The sequence below is a fragment of the Streptomyces flaveus genome, from assembly GCF_014647675.1.
GTDB lineage: Bacteria > Actinomycetota > Actinomycetes > Streptomycetales > Streptomycetaceae > Streptomyces > Streptomyces flaveus.
Genome location: NZ_BMPQ01000009.1, coordinates 202,314 through 218,498 on the forward strand (window position 1 = coordinate 202,314; position 16,185 = coordinate 218,498).

The following is a 16,185-nucleotide window of genomic DNA, read 5'->3' on the forward strand; positions in this document are numbered from 1 at the left end:
GTAATCATGAACTGGGGGTTCTTACGGTGGCGTTGGGCTCGGGCCTAGCCGCCGGAGCCCCACGGCAACCAAGCCGACACCTCGAACCCCCCATCCCCCACCGGCCCATGCGAAAGCCGCCCCCCCGCCAACATCGCCCGCTCCGTCAACCCGATCAACCCCTGCCCGGACCCGGGTACCAGCGGCACCTCCCCCGGCGGAGCCGGATTGCGTACGGACACGGTGAGTCCTGAACCCGCCACCCCCGAAACGGACACCGTCACCTCCGCCCCGGGCGCGTGCTTGCGCGCATTGGTCAGCCCCTCCTGAGCGATCCGATACGCGGTACGCCCGACGGAGGCGGGCACCGAGGCGGCATCGGCAACGCGGTTGTCGAGGCTCACCTTCATCCCGGCTTCACGCGACTCGGAGACCAGCGACTCCAGCGCCCCGAGCGTCGGCTGAGGCCGCCCGGGCTCCCCCGACTCCCCGCCCGCGGGCCCGGACCGCAACACTCCGATGATCTCCCGCAGGTCCTGCAACGCTTCGTGCGAACTCTCCCGAATGACCCCGGCAGCCCGGGCCACCTCCTCCCGAGGCGCATCGGGCCGGAACTCCAACGCCCCCGCATGCACGCTCAGCAACGTCAGCCGATGGGCCAGTACGTCATGCATCTCGCGAGCGATCCCCTCCCGGGCCAGCCGCTGCGCCTGCTCGGCACGGAGCGAGGCCTCCGTCTCGGCGCGCTGGGCACGATCCCGCAGGCTCAGCAGGAGCTGACGGCGGGAACGGACGTACATGCCCCAGCCGACGATCGCGGCGGTGAGCACCCACCCGATGAGCACCGACGGGACGTAGTCGAGATCGGGCTCGGGCCTCAGATAGAAGAAGAGTGGGGACAGCACGGCGTGGGCACCGCCGACCCAGGCGACGTACTTGAAGGGCCGGTGCACGGCCAGCGTGAACAGCGCGACCAGGCCCACCCCGCCTGCCGTGGTCGAGACGAAGCTGATGGGAACCATGACCGCGGCGAGGCCGACCGGCCAGCGGCGACGCAGCCAGACCGCGGCACAGGAAAATGCACCGATCCACTGGTCGGCGACCTCCAGCGCACGCGGGAGGTCAGGGGTCTGGGACAGCGTGTCAGCACCGAGCAGGCCAACGATCACGGCCACCAGGAAGGCGGCGAAGTCGACGACCCAGTCCCGCACGGTACGCCGGGGCCGCCCCGTCCGCCCGACGCGCGCCACCCGGTCGGGGTCGATCTCGACGGCGACCGCCGAGGGCAGCCAGCGCCGCCCGGGCAACGGCCCGGGAACAGCTTCCGGCTCGGGCGTCAGCCCTGCCGCTCCTGGTCCCGCCCCCGACGTACGCTCGTTACCTCTCACGGTCGGCAAATCTACGCATCAACGGCCATCCACACCTCCCCTCCGTGCACGATCGCCGACCAAAGTCGCACCACCGAAGACTTTCGGCGCGCCCCCTCCGCACGGACTCCAGACTTCCGTCAGGCATACCTCGCCCCGCGGCCGATGAGCGTGGGGGGTCCGCGGGGCGAGGATCCTGCCATGAAGCAGGTTCTGGAGTTTCTCGGCGTGATCGCCTTCTTGCAGGGCGCGGCCGGCCTGGTGCACGAGTTCACCGACTGGGACATCGGCCTCGTACAACGAGTCGGCTTCCTCGACGACTACGAGATCTACGCGAGCGTCGCGCTGGTGGTTCTGTCGCTCGCGCTGTTCGCGGTCGCCGAGAGCCTGAGATCCGGGTGACCGGCAGCGGTGACCAGCAGCCGCATGGGGGACGGCTGCTGGTCAGCAGCTGTAGTTGACCAGCCGGAACGACTCGTAGTGGTCCGCGGTGTAGTAGTCCTCCTGTTGCTCCTCACCCGTGACGATGCGGCGAGCACCGCGGTCGTCGGAGCCGGGCGTGATCACCGTGTACTCGTGGTAATAGCCGGTGTTCTGGTCAGGAAGGATGCCTTCGCGGTTCTGGAAGACGGTGCCGTCCTGGGGGAAGGGGAAGGGGCCGCCCGACTCGATCAGGTCGAGCGTGTCGTGCGCCTGGGACGGCAGTGCGCTGTAGCAGACGTTGCCGACGGCGGTCGGCGCCGCGGTCGCGGGGACCGTGGCGGCGCCGCCGATGAGGAGGGCGGATGCGAGGGCGACCAGGGCGCCGATGCGAGTGGTGCGTGGGGGGAATCTCATGACTCCTAGCATGACGCGCGTAGACAGTGGCATGTCAATGTCAAGGCCGACAATTTCGCCCGGCAAGTCGCATGATTTTTCCGGGAGTTAACCTGCCGGGCGGCCGGCATATCGCCGCTACGCGGTCTCCGCCGGCAGCTCGTACGAGCCGTACTGCGGGCGCCCTGCCAGCTCATACGTGTGGATGGCGACACCCGTACTCGTGACGCGGGCCTCGGTGTGGGTGAACGCGGTCGGTACGGCGCCCTCGACGAGGAGACGGCGGCCCGTGCCGAGTACGACGGGGAAGGTCAGCAGGTGCACGGTGTCGACCAGATCGAGCGCCAGGAGGGACTGGGCGAGGGCGCCACTGCCGTGGACCTGGAGTTCCCCGCCGGTGTTCTCCTTGATCGCGGTGACCTCCTTGGCGAGGTCGCCGCGGACGACCGTCGTACCGGCCCAGTCGGCCTGCGTCAGGGTCGACGAGGCGACGTACTTGGGCAGGGAGTTGAGCTTGCCCGCGACCGGGTCGCCCGGGTCGGTGACCCTGGGCCAGTGCGCGGCGAAGATCTCGTACGTACGGCGTCCGAGCAGGAACGCGCCCGCCCGGCCGAAGACCTCGTCGATGAACCGTCCGAAGTCCTCATCGCCGTACGGAACGCTCCAGCCGCCGTGCTCGAACCCGTCGCGCGTGTCCTCGTTGGGACCGCCGGGGGCCTGGTAGACGCCGTCGAGGGTGACGAAGCTGGTGAGGGTGAGCTTGCCCATGATGAGTGCCTTCCTTGGAAGGAGGTGGTGTCTCTGTCATCAGCTCAGACCGCTCTCGCGTCCGCAACTCATCGGTCCGTGGACTCGGAGTCCGTTTGCCGCCAGCACCGGGATGCGCCAGCCGGTGTGATGAAGCCATGACTTCTCAAGAGCCCATGGCTTCTCAGGACCTCACGGACGCTTCTCGGAATCCGATGCACGGCAAGGTCGCCCTCGTGACCGGCGGCAGCCGCGGTATCGGAGCGGCCACGGCGCTCCGGCTCGCGCGGGACGGCGCGGACGTGGCCATCACGTACGTACAGGGCGAGGAAGCCGCGAAGGACGTCGTACGGGAGATCGAAGCGCTGGGCCGGCGAGGTCTGGCGCTGCGGGCGGACTCCGCGGACGCGGATGAGGCGGCGGGGGCGGTCGGGCGGACCGTTGAGGTGTTGGGGCGGCTCGACGTGCTGGTCAACAACGTGGGTGTCGGGCTTCTGGGTCCGCTGCCGACACTGTCCCCCGCGGATGTGGACCGCATCCTCGCGGTCAATGTGCGCGGCGTTTTCCTCACCGCCCAGGCGGCTGCCGCGCATCTCGCCTCCGGCGGCCGCATCGTCACGATCGGCAGCTGCATGACGCAGCGCGTACCCGGTCCCGGCGGCACCCTCTACGCGATGAGCAAGTCCGCGCTGACCGGCCTCACGAAGGCACTCGCGCGCGAGCTGGGCGATCGGAGCATCACCGCGAACATCGTCCACCCTGGGCCCATCGACACCGACATGAACCCGGCGACAGGGCCGTACGCGGCGGCCCAGAGCGCGGTCACGGCTCTCGGTCGGTTCGGCTCCGCGGGGGAGGTGGCGTCGATGGTCGCGTACCTGGCGGGGGCTGAGGCGGGGTATGTGACGGGGGCGGAGTTCGCGGTGGATGGGGGGTATGCGGCCTGAGGTAACAGGCTGCCGTGTCATCGCGGCCTGAGGCGCCCGGCGGGATCCCTGGGATTCCCTGCGGATTCAGGGCAGGTCCCGCTCGACCCGGTGCAGATAGCTGAAGTCGTGGTCATCCCGGGCCTCGCTCAGCGGACGGATCTCCCGGGTGGCCACGTTGAGCGCATAGCCGCTGCCCACACCCAGGAGCCACCCGACGTCGGGCACGACCAGGGCGCCCAGAGCAGCGGCGGACACCGCCACTGTGACCGTCACTCCCCGGCTCACCCACGCCATCCGGCTACTCTTCGCCGCTCCCCGGTAGTCCTGGACGGCGTCCTTCAGCTCCGCCTTCAGCTGGGCCAGCACATCGGCGGGGTGGTCGTAGTCGCGCCGCAGGTCTCCGACCATGCGGTGGAGGGCCCTCATCAGGCGCAGCCGCTCGTCGCGGTAGCGCTCGCGGAAGGCGAGGACGTCGGCGGTGGCAGTGCCCGGGGCGGGGACAGGCAGCAGCTTGCCCAGCTCGATCTCCCAGGCGGGCACACGGTCCCGAGTGGGGGCGCTCCAGGCCCGCCTGTAGGCGTCATCGCTTTCCGTGTAGGGGACGTACGAGGCATACCTGCCGCACGTCAGCTCGCGGACCGTGACACCGACGATTAGCTGCCATACCTCTGCCGGTACTACGAGGCTCCAGAAACCCCGGTCCCGGTTCGGAACGGCCAGCTCGCGCCGGACCAGCTCCCGCTCCAACCAGTAGCTCAGTTTCGAGCCGTAGATGACGGCGCTCGGTCCGGCCAGCAACCGCTCGCGGTTCGCATCCAGGTACTGCAGCTCCTGTATCAGTACCTGTGAGGCCAGACTGCCGCGGAACGCACCCCCAAAACGGGGGTCGTCCAGTGAATCCATGGATTGGCGGTCGAAGGTGAGCGGCGTATAGAGGGCCTGGCTCCTCAAGTCCTCCAACTCCCTGGAGACGGCGGCGCTGTAGACCTCCGGGTCTCGCGGTACGACCGAGGCGAGGCCGTCCCAGTAGAGCAGCGCCTGATGGACAATCTCCGTGGGCGGCGTCACCAAGGGGTAATAGAGCAGAACCGCCATCACATCTCCCCGCGCACTGAACTTCCCGCCTACAGGCGGTAGTTCACCGTAGCGGAACGCGACGGTGCGGAGGACCGCACCGGGGCTTCCGGCCGTGCGCCCCTCGGAGGTCAGCCAGCCACCTCCCGAAGCCGCGCCACCCCCTCCTCCGTCAGCGACCCGAACAGCCGCAACCGCGAAATCCCCCCGTCCGGGAAGATGTCCACGCGCGCGTGCGTACCCACGACCGGCCCGGACAGGACGAAGCGATGGTTCGTGTCCGGCTGGAGACGGGTGCGGGGCAGGACCTCGGCCCAGTCGCCGCTCTCGGTGTCCCTCACCGACACCGAGGCCCACCCGGCCGAGTTGCCCTTCAGATACGCCGTGTCGATCTCGATCGCCCGGATCTCGGAGCGGGCGACGAGCCGGTAGCGGATCCAGTCGTGGCCCGTGTCGCGACGGCGGCGTGTCTCCCAGCACTCGTGCATCGCGCGGGAACGGCCCGGCTGGATGGTGTTGGTGGCGGGCGAGTAGAAGAGGTTGGACGCGTCCTCGACCTGGCCGCCGTTCTCCAGGGCCACGACGTCGAAGGTGCCGAGCACGGTCAGCCACTCGGGGTCCGGCACGACCTCGCCGTACACGCGGAGGCGGGCGATGCCCCCGTCGGGATGCTGGTTGACGCGCAGATGCGTGAAGCGCTGCTCCAGGGAGACGTCGAAGCCGTTGGCCGCGTGGCCGCCAACGGCCGTACGGGGCACGAGAGTCGTCCACTTCACGTCGTCCGACAGCAACTCCTCCGGCGACGGAGACCCCGGCACCGACACACCCTCCACCGACACCGCCTGCGGATAGTTGCCACGGAAGTGCGCGGTGTCGACGACGATGCCGCGTACGACTCCGGGGGCGCCCAGGCGTACGAGCGCCCAGTCGTGGTCCTCGGCCGTGGGCCACGGATGCTCGGCGGAGGCGCCCCGGCGGCGCCGTGTCTCCCAGCCGTCCATGATCTTGCCCTTGTGCCCGAAGTGCTCGGGGTCGAACTCGGCGCGCTCGGGCACGAGCAGGTTCTCGCGCTGGGCGAAGAACTCGTCGTTGGCGGCGATGACACCGGCGCCGAGGCGGCGGTCGGCGAGGTTGGCGTACCGCGTGAAGGGGAAGTCGGCGGTGCGGTAGTCCGCGTACGGATCGCCGCCTCCGTACGGGCTCGCGTCGCCGGTGAAGCCAGGTGTCGCCGTCACGTTGATCAGCTGTTCCTTTCGAGAAGTCGGCCGGTGGGCTCGCCGAACTCGCCGTCGGCCACGATGCGTTCGCCGCGCAACCAGGTGGACTTGACGACGCCGTGCAGGGTCCGGCCCGCGTACGCCGTGACCCGGTTGCGGTGGTGCAGCGCGGCGGGGTCGACGGTGAAGGTCTCCTCGGGCGCGAGGACCGCGAAGTCGGCGTCGCGGCCGGCCTCGATGGCGCCCTTCTGGGAGAGCCCGGCCAGTTCGGCGGGGCGCGCGGACATCCAGCGAACGACGTCCTCGAGGGAGCGGCCCCGTCTGCGTGCCTCCGTCCAGATCGCCGAAAGGCCCAGCTGGAGCGAGGAGATGCCGCCCCAGGCGGTGGCGAAGTCGGCCGTCTTGAGGTCGGCGGTGGAGGGTGAGTGGTCGGACACGATGCAGTCGATCGTGCCGTCGATCAGGCCCTGCCACAGCGCGTCCTGGTTGGCCGCCTCACGGATCGGCGGACAGCACTTGAACTCGCTGGCCCCGTCCGGGACTTCCTCGGCCGTGAGCGTGAGGTAGTGCGGACAGGACTCTACGGTCAGCCGTACGCCCTCCCGCTTGGCGGCGGCGATCAGTGGCAGCGCGTCACTGGACGAGAGGTGCAGCACGTGCACGCGCGCGTGCAGGCGCCCTGCCTGCGCGATGAGCTGGGCGATGGCGGTGTTCTCAGCGTCGCGCGGCCTGGAGGCGAGGAAGTCGGCGTAGTTGCCGCCGCTCCTCTGGGGGGCGGCGGCGAGCTGGTGCGGGTCCTCGGCGTGCACGATCAGCAGGCCGTCGAATCCGGCGATCTCGGCCAGCGAACGGGCGAGTTGCTCCTGGTCCAGCTCGGGGAACTCGTCGACTCCGGAGGGCGAGAGGAACGCCTTGAAGCCGAAGACTCCGGCGTCGTGCAGCGGTCGCAGGTCCTTGACGTTGTCGGGCAGAGCCCCGCCCCAGAAGCCGACGTCGATGTGCGCCTTGGACCGGGCGACGTCCTTCTTGGTACGAAGGTGGTCGACCGTCGTGGTCGGCGGAAGGGAGTTGAGGGGCATGTCGATCAGCGTCGTGATGCCGCCGGCCGCCGCGGCGCGGGTGGCGGTCCAGAAGCCCTCCCACTCCGTGCGGCCCGGGTCGTTGACGTGCACGTGGGTGTCGACGAGACCGGGCAGCAGGACGTCGTCGCCGAAGTCCTCGAGCCGCGCTCCGGGGGGCACTTCGGCGTCGTACGGCAGTACGCCCGCGATCTTGCCCGCGGCGACCGCGACCGAGGCGGCGCGCGTCCCTTCGGGAGTGATGACGCGCGTCGAGCGCAGGACCAGTTCGCCCCGCCCTTCGCCCTGTCCCTCGCTCCATCCGTCGTCGGACACCCGGACCCCTCTCTGCCGTACCGTTCCGCTGCTTCCGCCTCTTCCACAATGCGAAATTCAACGTTATGTTGAAGAGTCTTCACCGCGGGCCCTGCCCCGTCAAGAGCGCGCCCCTATGCCTAGCGCCTTCCGTAAAGCGGAATTAATCTTCCATCAAGCAGAACGTAGTTATCCGCAGCCGGTCAGTCAACAAACCGACCGGCCGATAGGCTTCCCCTCCTGCCGGACCTGAAAGGAACGCCCGTGCCGACGCCCAGCGCCAGCGACGCCCCCGCGGATGCCTCCGCATCGAAGACTTCCGCACCCAGCGGTGGCGTCCAGTCCCTCGAGCGCGCCTTCGACCTGCTGGAGAGAATGGCGGACGCGGGCGGCGAGGTCGGCCTCAGCGAGCTCTCCGTGAGCAGCGGACTCCCGCTGCCGACGATCCACCGGCTGATGCGCACGCTGGTGGCCTGCGGTTACGTACGCCAGCAGACCAACCGGCGGTACGCGCTCGGCCCCCGCCTGATCCGCCTCGGCGAGTCCGCGTCCCGGCTGCTCGGCACCTGGGCTCGGCCCTACCTGGCCCGCCTGGTCGAGGAGACCGGCGAGACGGCGAACATGGCACTGCTCGACGGCGACGAGATCGTGTACGTCGCCCAGGTCCCGTCCAAGCACTCGATGCGGATGTTCACCGAGGTCGGCCGCCGGGTGCTGCCGCACTCCACCGGCGTCGGCAAGGCGCTGCTCGCGCACCTCCCGGCGAACGAGGTGCGCGCACTGCTGTCCCGCACGGGCATGCCGGCCGCCACAGAGAAGACGATCACCACGCCGGACGCATTCCTCACCGCACTCGAAGAGGTACGCCGCTCCGGGTACGCGGTGGACGACAACGAGCAGGAGATCGGCGTCCGCTGCCTCGCCGTCTCCGTGCCCAACTCCCCCACCGCGGCGGCGATTTCGATCTCCGGCCCGGCCGGCCGCGTCACGGAGACGATGACGGAGAAGACCGTGCCCGTGCTGCAGCAGATCGCGATGGAACTGTCGGAGGCACTGGCGAGCTCGGGGCCAAGCGCCCCGTAAGGGGCGCGGGGCTGTATCGATTTACGGCTCCACCGCGTGAGGGGGCTGCGCCCCAGGCTCCCGCCAGGGGGTGGTGGGTAACATGTCGTGTCGCGGCTGCGGGTGCGTCGTGGCTGGTCGCGCAGTTCCCCGCGCCCCTAAAAGCAAAAGCCTGCGGCTGCCCGTGCCCCCAGAAAAGTTCGCGCCCTGAGCAAGTCCGCGCCGGGGGGAGCCCGCACCCCCAACTACCCGCAGTTTCCCTCCGGCGGGAGGGGTCGTGGGCCGGTGCGTCGTATGCCCGTCGCTTAGGTTCTGTCTCGGAGGACCAGGGCCTTGTACCAGGCCAGGGCCGTATGCCCGCCCTGCGACGGGCTGACGCACCGGCCCACGACCCCGCACCCCCCACCCACCCAGGGGCGCGGGGAACTGCGCGACCAGCCACCCACAAACCCGCACCCAAAAACCGCCCAACCGCCGGAGGCAGTGGCGCTCAGCGGCGCGGCTCCCCGAACAGATCCACCGCGCTACGCACTTCCTGCAGACGCGGCGCCAGCGCGCTCACCGACCCGATGGAGCCGGCGATCAGCAGCAGCGAGCGGCGCAGCCGCGGTACCTCCGGGATGCCACTGACCGTCATCGCGGCGAGCGCGGCGAGTTCGTCCTCCGCGATCCCGCGATCCGGGAACTCGGCCGGATGCGCGGCGAGTTCGCGGCGCAGCCTGGACACCGCGGTCCTGAGCTCCGCCACCCTTGGATCCTCGTCGCTGCCGGTCACTGGCCGCCTCTGCCCCAAGCTCCGCAACACAGCTCTCCCCCCTCGCACTCCTTCGTGCGCCGGACGTACTGCCTCTGTCGGGCGCCCCGTGGCGTTGGTCAGGCACCGGGGGGCCGCGGGCCAGTAAACGCCACCCGGAGCGGTGGGCGCCACTCCGAGAGCCGAAATTCAGTCCATGGAAACCATGAACTCGCCCCGGCGTCAGGTATTCAGGAGGCATGACAGCGAAACGGGACCAGGTGGCGGGGCTGCTGCTCGCGGCGGGCGGGGGCCGACGGCTCGGCGGGCGGCCCAAGGCGCTGCTCGAGCACCGGGGGCGCCCCCTCGTCGAGTACGCGGCGGGGGTGCTGCTTGCGGGCGGCTGCGCCCGGGTGCATGTGGTCCTGGGGGCGCGGGCGGACCTCGTACGTTCCAGGGCCGTACTGCCCGGCTGCGTCCTCGTCGACAACGCGCAGTGGGAGGAGGGCATGGGCACCTCCCTGCGCGCCGGGCTCGACTCGCTGGCCGGTACGGGGGCGCGGGCCGCCGTGGTGTCGCTGGTCGACCAGCCCGGCATCGGGCCGGAGGCGGTGGCCCGCGTGCTCGCCGCGTACGACTCCGAGGCATCGCTCGCGGCAGCCGCGTACGACGGCGTACGCGGGCATCCCGTGCTGTTCGGCGCCGACCACTGGCCAGGCATCATCGCGACTGCGGTCGGGGATCGCGGGGCACGCGCCTATCTGAAGGCTCACGACGACGCGATCACGCTCGTCGAGTGCGGTGATGTGGCGCAGGCGTACGACATCGACACGGAAAGCGATCTGATCCACCTCGAGTGACTCAGAGAATCTTGTGACTCGGATGACTCGGAGAATCCTGACATCAACAAAACATTGAACTTCCACCATGAGGAAATTAGTATCCACTGGCACCCAGTGCCGCCGTGTACTGAAGTCAGCTCGCTGAAGGAAGTGACAGCTCATGTCCGCACCAGCGCCGTCCCCGCTGGCCATCGTCGACGCCGAGCCCCTGCCCCGGCAGGGTGAGGTCCTCACGGACGCGGCGCTCGCCTTCTTGGCCGAGCTGCACCGGCAGTTCACGCCCCGGCGCAACGAGCTCCTCGCCCGTCGTGCCGAGCGCCGCACCGAGATCGCCCGTACCTCCACGCTCGACTTCCTCCCCGAGACCGCCGCGATCCGCGCCGACGACTCCTGGAAGGTGGGCCCGGCACCGGAGGCCCTGAACGACCGTCGCGTCGAGATCACAGGACCCACCGACCGCAAGATGACCATCAACGCCCTCAACTCGGGCGCCAAGGTCTGGCTCGCGGACTTCGAGGACGCCTCGGCTCCCACCTGGGAGAACGTGGTCCTCGGCCAGCTCAACCTCACCGACGCGTACGAGCGCCGTATCGACTTCACCTCCCCCGAGGGCAAGTCGTACGCCCTGAAGCCGGCCGAGGAGCTGGCGACGGTCGTGATGCGCCCGCGCGGCTGGCACCTCAACGAGCGCCATCTGGTGGACGATTCGGGCACCCCGGTCCCGGGCGCGCTCGTCGACTTCGGGCTGTACTTCTTCCACAACGCGCAGCGCCTGCTCGACCTCGGCAAGGGCCCGTACTTCTACCTCCCCAAGACGGAGTCGTACTTGGAGGCCCGCCTCTGGAACGACGTGTTCGTCTTCGCGCAGGACTACGTCGGCATCCCGCAGGGCACCATCCGCGCCACCGTCCTCATCGAGACGATCACGGCGGCGTACGAGATGGAGGAGATCCTCTACGAACTCCGCGACCACGCCTCGGGGCTGAACGCGGGCCGCTGGGACTACCTCTTCTCCATCGTCAAGAACTTCCGTGACGGCGGGCCGAAGTTCGTGCTGCCGGACCGCAACGCGGTGACGATGACGGCCCCGTTCATGCGCGCGTACACCGAACTCCTCGTGCGCACCTGCCACAAGCGCGGCGCGCACGCGATCGGCGGCATGGCGGCGTTCATTCCCTCGCGGCGCGACGAGGAGGTCAACAAGGTCGCCTTCGAGAAGGTCAAGGCCGACAAGGACCGCGAGGCGAGGGACGGCTTCGACGGTTCCTGGGTGGCGCACCCGGACCTCGTGCCGATCGCGATGGCCTCCTTCGACGCGGTGCTCGGCGAGAAGCCGAACCAGAAGGACCGGCTGCGCGAGGACGTCGACGTCAAGGCAGCCGACCTGATCGCCATCGACTCCCTCGACGCCAAGCCCACGTACGCGGGCCTCGTCAACGCCGTCCAGGTCGGCATCCGCTACATCGAGGCCTGGCTGCGCGGCCTCGGTGCGGTCGCGATCTTCAACCTGATGGAGGACGCGGCCACCGCCGAGATCTCCCGCTCCCAGATCTGGCAGTGGATCAACGCGGGCGTCGAGTTCGAGAACGGCGAAAAGGCCACACCGGAGCTGGCTCGCAAGGTCGCCGCCGAAGAACTGGCCGCCATCCGCGCCGAGTTGGGCGACGAGGCCTTCGCAGCCGGCAACTGGCAGCAGGCCCACGACCTGCTCCTGAAGGTGTCGCTGGACGAGGAGTACGTGGACTTCCTGACGCTGCCCGCGTACGAGCAGCTCGCCGGCTGAGTCAGCTCGAAAGCCGAGTCAGTCCGCCGGTTTATCCGAGTGGCCCAGGGTCCTGCCCGGGGCCACTCGGTCGCGTACGAGGCGCTTGACGGCCGTCGGCTCCGGGAAGCCCTGCTCGCGCCGGTCCCAGACGACCTCGTCATCGACGCGTACGACGAAGACTCCGCCGGTCCCGGGCTTGAGGGCGAGTTCCGTCAGCTCGGCCTCGAAGGTCGTGAGGAGCTCCTGCGCCAGCCATGCGGCGCGCGGCAGCCAGCGGCACTGGGTGCAGTACTCGATCTGAACGCGGTGGGTCATCCGAGGTGTACCGACCAATCCTGTTCCGCCGCCGGTTTGCCGTGCAGGTCGGGGACCCGCTGGAGCCACTTCGGACGGCCTCGCTGACTCTTCGCCGCGCGGAGGGCCTCCTCGGCGGCGAGTTCCTCCCGGGTGGGGAAATCCGTGGGCAGCCACGCCGCCGATGCGCGCACGCGCGCGTGGAGGTAGCCGGCGTAGGCCTCGCGCAGCTCGTCGGGCGTGGCGAAGCCCGGCTCGTCCGCGAGCCAGGCGTCCGGCACCTCGGCCGTGATCTCGCGGAGCAGCCGTTCGGTCACGCGGGGCGCCAACTCGGCGTCGGCGGCCCGTACGTCCGGGGCGTAGTGGCCGAGCGCGTGATGCCGGAAGTCGTACGCCTTCTCCGGTTCCGTCGCGTCCCAGCGGTGGTGGAAGACGAGGGCGGCGCCGTGGTCGATCAGCCACAGGTGCGGGGGCGCGGTGCCGAACGTGGGCCAGACCATCAGGTTGGAGCTGTGGACCGTACGGTCGACGTTGACGGTCAGTGCGTCGAGCCAGACGATCCGGCCCGCCTCCAGCGGGTCGACGCGGAATGTCTCGGCGACCTCGGGCGTGAAGTCCTTCGCGCCCGGCAGGAAGTCCATGCCGAGGTTGACGCCGGCGCTGGCGCTGTGCAGGTCCCGCACCTCCTGATGCGGCTCCCCGTCGGCGATCGACGGGTCGAAGTGCACGAGGACCAACTCGGGGAACCTGAGCCCCAGCGCACGGGCCAGCTCACCCACGATCACCTCGGCGACCAGCGCCTTCCTGCCCTGCGCGGAGCCGGTGAACTTCACGACGTACGTCCCCAGGTCATCGGCCTCGACGATTCCGGGGACGGAGCCGCCAGAGCGCAGGGGCGCGATATAGCGGGCTGCAGCGACCTCCCTCAGCATTTTCCAAGGCTCCATGGACCATTTGCCTCACATTGCACGGCGAACCCAATCGGCTGCAACCCGGGGAACCGCTCGCGACCAGCCCCGGGGAGAATCCGGGGAGTTTCGACTGGCATGCCCCTCTCCCTGTCTCCCGAGCAGGCCGTCAATGGCGGTGCGCCCCTTACTTCCGGCCTCCGGCATGAAGTGAACATAGTAACCGAGCGTGACAGCCGGCGAGGAGTGTCCGAGCCATCGCGCCAACGTCACGGCTGGCTCCCCCGCATCCAGCATGATCGAGGCATACGGATCGAGGGGAACCGGGCGACCTCGCCGATCTCCGCGACGATGATCACCGCGGTGAGCCGGCCGACGCCGAGCAGCTTCGTGAGGGCCTTCACCCGGGGATCCGCCCTCGCCTCCCGGGCCAGGCATCAACGCCAAGTAGCATGGTCAATCATGGAGTTGCGTCAGCTGGAGTACTTCGTGGCCGTGGCGGAAGAAGCGAGTTTCACCAAGGCCGCCGCGCGGCTCTATGTCGCGCAGCCGGGAGTGAGCGCCCAAATCCGCCGACTCGAGGCCGAGCTCGGGCAGGAGCTGCTGGACCGTACGGGACGCACGGTGCGTCTCACCGAGGTGGGGGCTGCTGTTCTGGGTCACGCCCGCGCCGTGCTCAGCAGGGTGGACGGGGTGCGGCTTGTCGTGGACGAGTTCGCAGGGCTGGTCCGGGGGCGGGTCTCCGTGGGGATGGTGCGTTCCTGCTCGGGGCTCGACCTGCCCGCTGTGCTGGCCGATTTCCACAAGGAGTTTCCTGCTGTCGAGGCCACTCTCTCCGAAGAGAACTCCGATTGTCTGTTGGAAGGCGTCCACAGCGGGCGGTTCGATGCGGCGATCGTCGCCTTGACAGCCACCGCCACCCCGTCGGGCACCGCGCTCCACGTCTTCGTGGACGAGCCGCTCGTCGTCGCCGTCAGCCCCAGCGATCAGCTGGCCACGCGCTCCACCATCACCATCGACGCTCTGCGGGAACAGCGGCTGATCAGCCTTCCCCGGGGAACCGGCATGCGCGCCTGCCTGGACGAGGCATGCTCCGCCGCGGGATTCGAGTCGCGTGTGGCCTTCGAGGCCAGTGACCCCACCGTGCTCGCGGAGCTGGCGGTTCGCGGCCTCGGGCCGGCCATCATTCCGGCATCCCTCGCCGCCGAGTACCCCGGGGAACTCCACGTCCTCACGGTCAGCGGCCCGCGGCTGCACGGGCGGATGGCCCTCGCCTGGCGGTCGCAAGGACCTCTCAGCCCCGCGGCCCGGATGTTCATCGATCACGCGCGCACCGCGCTGGGACCATCGATCGGTGAAGAGACTGAGGGGCACGCCGACGAACAGGCCGGTACGGCGTCCTCTCTTGCATGAGCCTCGCCGACGGGCCGCGACTGAACTCCTCGTCGCCAACGCTCCATAACCGGTAGTTCTGCCAGCGATAAAAGACCGCTCTTGGACTTGCGCTCCGGACCCACCCAGGATGAAACGCAGACACTGGCGCCCGGCTGCACGACTGACCGGGCGGGTTCGGCGATGACTAGTGAGGACGCTGGCAGATGGCTACTGACAACGTGCGGGACGACTTCTCCGGCCTGGACGATCGCGTGCGAGGCCCGGTCTTCCGCCCGGGGCAGGACGGCTACGAAGAGGAACTCAGCGGCTTCCAGACCGGCTACCGCCACGAGCCCGCCGTGATCGTCGGAGCAACCGGGGCCGAGGACGTGCGCGCGGCGGTGCAGTTCGCCGTCTCCGGCGATCTGCCGGTCGCGGTCCAGTCCACCGGCCACGGTGTGACTGTGCTCGACGAGGGTGGCGTGTTGATCTCCACCAAGCGGATGGCCGACGTCACCGTGGACCCGCAGGGCCGGTACGCGAGGATCGAGGCGGGCGCGCGCTGGGAACAGGTGGTGGCATGCGCCGAGCCGCACGGACTGGTACCGCCCAGCGGCTCCGCCGGACATGTGGGTGTGGCCGGCTACACGCTGGCCGGCGGAATGGGCCTGCTCGCCCGCGAGTTCGGCTACGCCGCCGATCATGTGCGCGCCCTCGACGTCGTCACCGCTGACGGCGAACTGCGGCATGTGACGGCCGAGAGCGATCCCGACCTCTTCTGGGCGCTGCGCGGCGGGCGAGACAACTTCGGTGTGGTGACCAGTCTGGAGATCGAGCTCCAGCCGGTCGAGCGCATCTACGGCGGCGGCATGTTCTTCGGCTTCGAGCACGCCGAGGCGGTCTTCGCCTTCTTCCACGAGTGGACCTCCCGGGTCCCCGAGACGATGACCTCGTCCGTGGGCATGATCGGCTACCCGCCCATCCCGGTCTTCCCCGAACCGCTGCGCGGCAGGCACGTCGTCCACGTCCGTTTCGCCACCACCGACCTCGCTGACGGCCCGGAACTCGTACGGCCCTGGCGGGACGTCGCACCGACGCTTCTGGAGCACGTCGGCGAACTCCCCTACAGCGAAGCCGGCTCGATCTACCGGGAGCCCAACTTCGCCCACTACTACGACGGCAACAGCGTGCTGCTGAGCGAGCTCAACCCGCAGGTGCTGACCGCTGTTCGCGAACTCGCGGGCGCGGACGCCCCGGTGTCGTGCATCGTCGACCTGCGCCATCTCGGCGGTGCTCTCTCGCGCAGCCCCAAGGTGGCGAACGCGGTGTCCTTCCGTGACGCGCAGTACATCCTGCGGGTGCTGTCGTCGCCCGAGGGCATCGAGCTGTCCGACGTACGCGCGACGCACGAGCGGATCGACGAGGCCGTGGCGGACTGGACTCTGGGCCGGGCGCTGAACTTCGTCTACGGCAGGCGGGACGCCGACGACTTCCGGTCCGAGCTGTACGAGAAGGCCGTCCTGGACAGGCTGTCCTCGCTCAAGGCGGTCTACGACCCGGCCAATGTCTTCCGCCGTAACCAGAACATCGAGCCCACGGTCTGACGTGGTGGAAACCCTGGCCGGGGCGGCTCCGCGGGATGCCTGAGATATGGACATACCCAGGGTCGCCCCGGTCTTTTGCCATCCTCCGTGGCCAACGCCCC

General features: G+C 69.5%; 17 protein-coding genes. 7 read left to right on the forward strand and 10 right to left on the reverse strand.

Annotated elements, in window-relative coordinates:
• Positions 1-44: 44 nt before the first annotated feature.
• Positions 45-1,367, reverse strand: a complete 1,323-nt coding sequence (locus IEZ21_RS20440) for a sensor histidine kinase (protein WP_373302253.1) — start codon at positions 1,365-1,367, stop codon at positions 45-47.
• Positions 1,368-1,547: 180 nt separating this feature from the next.
• Between IEZ21_RS20440 and IEZ21_RS20445 the strand changes: the two genes are divergently transcribed.
• On the forward strand, positions 1,548-1,748 hold the full coding sequence (locus tag IEZ21_RS20445; protein ID WP_189323352.1) for a hypothetical protein: 201 nt from the start codon (positions 1,548-1,550) through the stop codon (positions 1,746-1,748).
• Between the two features lie 42 nt (positions 1,749-1,790).
• Here the strand turns inward: IEZ21_RS20445 and IEZ21_RS20450 are convergent, their stop codons facing one another.
• A complete protein-coding gene (locus tag IEZ21_RS20450) occupies positions 1,791-2,183 on the reverse strand; it encodes a guanyl-specific ribonuclease (protein WP_189323353.1) in 393 nt (130 codons plus the stop codon).
• A 117-nt stretch (positions 2,184-2,300) separates the two neighbouring features.
• Positions 2,301-2,930 (reverse strand): dihydrofolate reductase family protein, encoded by a 630-nt coding sequence (locus IEZ21_RS20455; RefSeq protein WP_189323354.1) that lies wholly within the window; start codon positions 2,928-2,930, stop codon positions 2,301-2,303.
• A 137-nt stretch (positions 2,931-3,067) separates the two neighbouring features.
• On the opposite strand from IEZ21_RS20455, the gene IEZ21_RS20460 reads away from it, so the two are divergent.
• On the forward strand, positions 3,068-3,856 hold the full coding sequence (locus tag IEZ21_RS20460) for an SDR family oxidoreductase (RefSeq protein WP_373302254.1): 789 nt from the start codon (positions 3,068-3,070) through the stop codon (positions 3,854-3,856).
• A 66-nt stretch (positions 3,857-3,922) separates the two neighbouring features.
• Here IEZ21_RS20460 and IEZ21_RS20465 read toward each other — a convergent pair whose 3' ends face one another.
• From IEZ21_RS20465 to allB, 3 genes are all read right to left on the reverse strand, one after another.
• A complete protein-coding gene (locus IEZ21_RS20465; protein WP_189323355.1) occupies positions 3,923-4,933 on the reverse strand; it encodes a DUF6236 family protein in 1,011 nt (336 codons plus the stop codon).
• A 110-nt stretch (positions 4,934-5,043) separates the two neighbouring features.
• Complete coding sequence (gene alc / locus IEZ21_RS20470; RefSeq protein ID WP_189323356.1) at positions 5,044-6,147, reverse strand: allantoicase; 1,104 nt, start codon at positions 6,145-6,147, stop codon at positions 5,044-5,046.
• A gap of 5 nt (positions 6,148-6,152) precedes the next feature.
• Positions 6,153-7,523, reverse strand: coding sequence for an allantoinase AllB (gene allB, locus IEZ21_RS20475; RefSeq protein WP_189323357.1), 1,371 nt, complete (start codon positions 7,521-7,523; stop codon positions 6,153-6,155).
• A gap of 243 nt (positions 7,524-7,766) precedes the next feature.
• Here allB and IEZ21_RS20480 point away from each other — a divergent pair, with 243 nt between their 5' ends.
• Positions 7,767-8,585, forward strand: coding sequence for an IclR family transcriptional regulator (locus tag IEZ21_RS20480; RefSeq protein ID WP_189323358.1), 819 nt, complete (start codon positions 7,767-7,769; stop codon positions 8,583-8,585).
• A 469-nt stretch (positions 8,586-9,054) separates the two neighbouring features.
• Here IEZ21_RS20480 and IEZ21_RS20485 read toward each other — a convergent pair whose 3' ends face one another.
• On the reverse strand, positions 9,055-9,369 hold the full coding sequence (locus tag IEZ21_RS20485; protein WP_189323359.1) for a DUF5955 family protein: 315 nt from the start codon (positions 9,367-9,369) through the stop codon (positions 9,055-9,057).
• Positions 9,370-9,557: 188 nt separating this feature from the next.
• Here IEZ21_RS20485 and IEZ21_RS20490 point away from each other — a divergent pair, with 188 nt between their 5' ends.
• Together IEZ21_RS20490 and aceB are read left to right on the forward strand one after the other, a co-directional pair.
• On the forward strand, positions 9,558-10,157 hold the full coding sequence (locus IEZ21_RS20490) for a nucleotidyltransferase family protein (RefSeq protein WP_189323360.1): 600 nt from the start codon (positions 9,558-9,560) through the stop codon (positions 10,155-10,157).
• 142 nt (positions 10,158-10,299) lie between these two features.
• Positions 10,300-11,922 carry a malate synthase A gene (aceB, locus tag IEZ21_RS20495; protein ID WP_189323361.1) on the forward strand — a complete coding sequence of 541 codons (1,623 nt, stop codon included), beginning with the start codon at positions 10,300-10,302 and terminating at the stop codon, positions 11,920-11,922.
• An 18-nt stretch (positions 11,923-11,940) separates the two neighbouring features.
• Here the strand turns inward: aceB and IEZ21_RS20500 are convergent, their stop codons facing one another.
• From IEZ21_RS20500 to IEZ21_RS20510, 3 genes are all read right to left on the reverse strand, one after another.
• Positions 11,941-12,219, reverse strand: a complete 279-nt coding sequence (locus IEZ21_RS20500) for an Rdx family protein (RefSeq protein ID WP_189323362.1) — start codon at positions 12,217-12,219, stop codon at positions 11,941-11,943.
• Positions 12,216-13,130 carry a HipA family kinase gene (locus tag IEZ21_RS20505; RefSeq protein ID WP_189323363.1) on the reverse strand — a complete coding sequence of 305 codons (915 nt, stop codon included), beginning with the start codon at positions 13,128-13,130 and terminating at the stop codon, positions 12,216-12,218. Before IEZ21_RS20505 ends, IEZ21_RS20500 begins: the two co-directional genes overlap by 4 nt.
• Positions 13,131-13,375: 245 nt before the next feature.
• A complete protein-coding gene (locus IEZ21_RS20510) occupies positions 13,376-13,510 on the reverse strand; it encodes a transposase (protein ID WP_189323364.1) in 135 nt (44 codons plus the stop codon).
• 58 nt (positions 13,511-13,568) lie between these two features.
• Between IEZ21_RS20510 and IEZ21_RS20515 the strand changes: the two genes are divergently transcribed.
• Entirely contained in the window at positions 13,569-14,519 is a 951-nt protein-coding gene (locus IEZ21_RS20515; protein ID WP_189323365.1) for a LysR family transcriptional regulator, read from the forward strand.
• 185 nt (positions 14,520-14,704) lie between these two features.
• Complete coding sequence (locus IEZ21_RS20520) at positions 14,705-16,084, forward strand: FAD-binding oxidoreductase (protein ID WP_189323366.1); 1,380 nt, start codon at positions 14,705-14,707, stop codon at positions 16,082-16,084.
• The last annotated feature ends 101 nt before the right edge of the window (positions 16,085-16,185 follow it).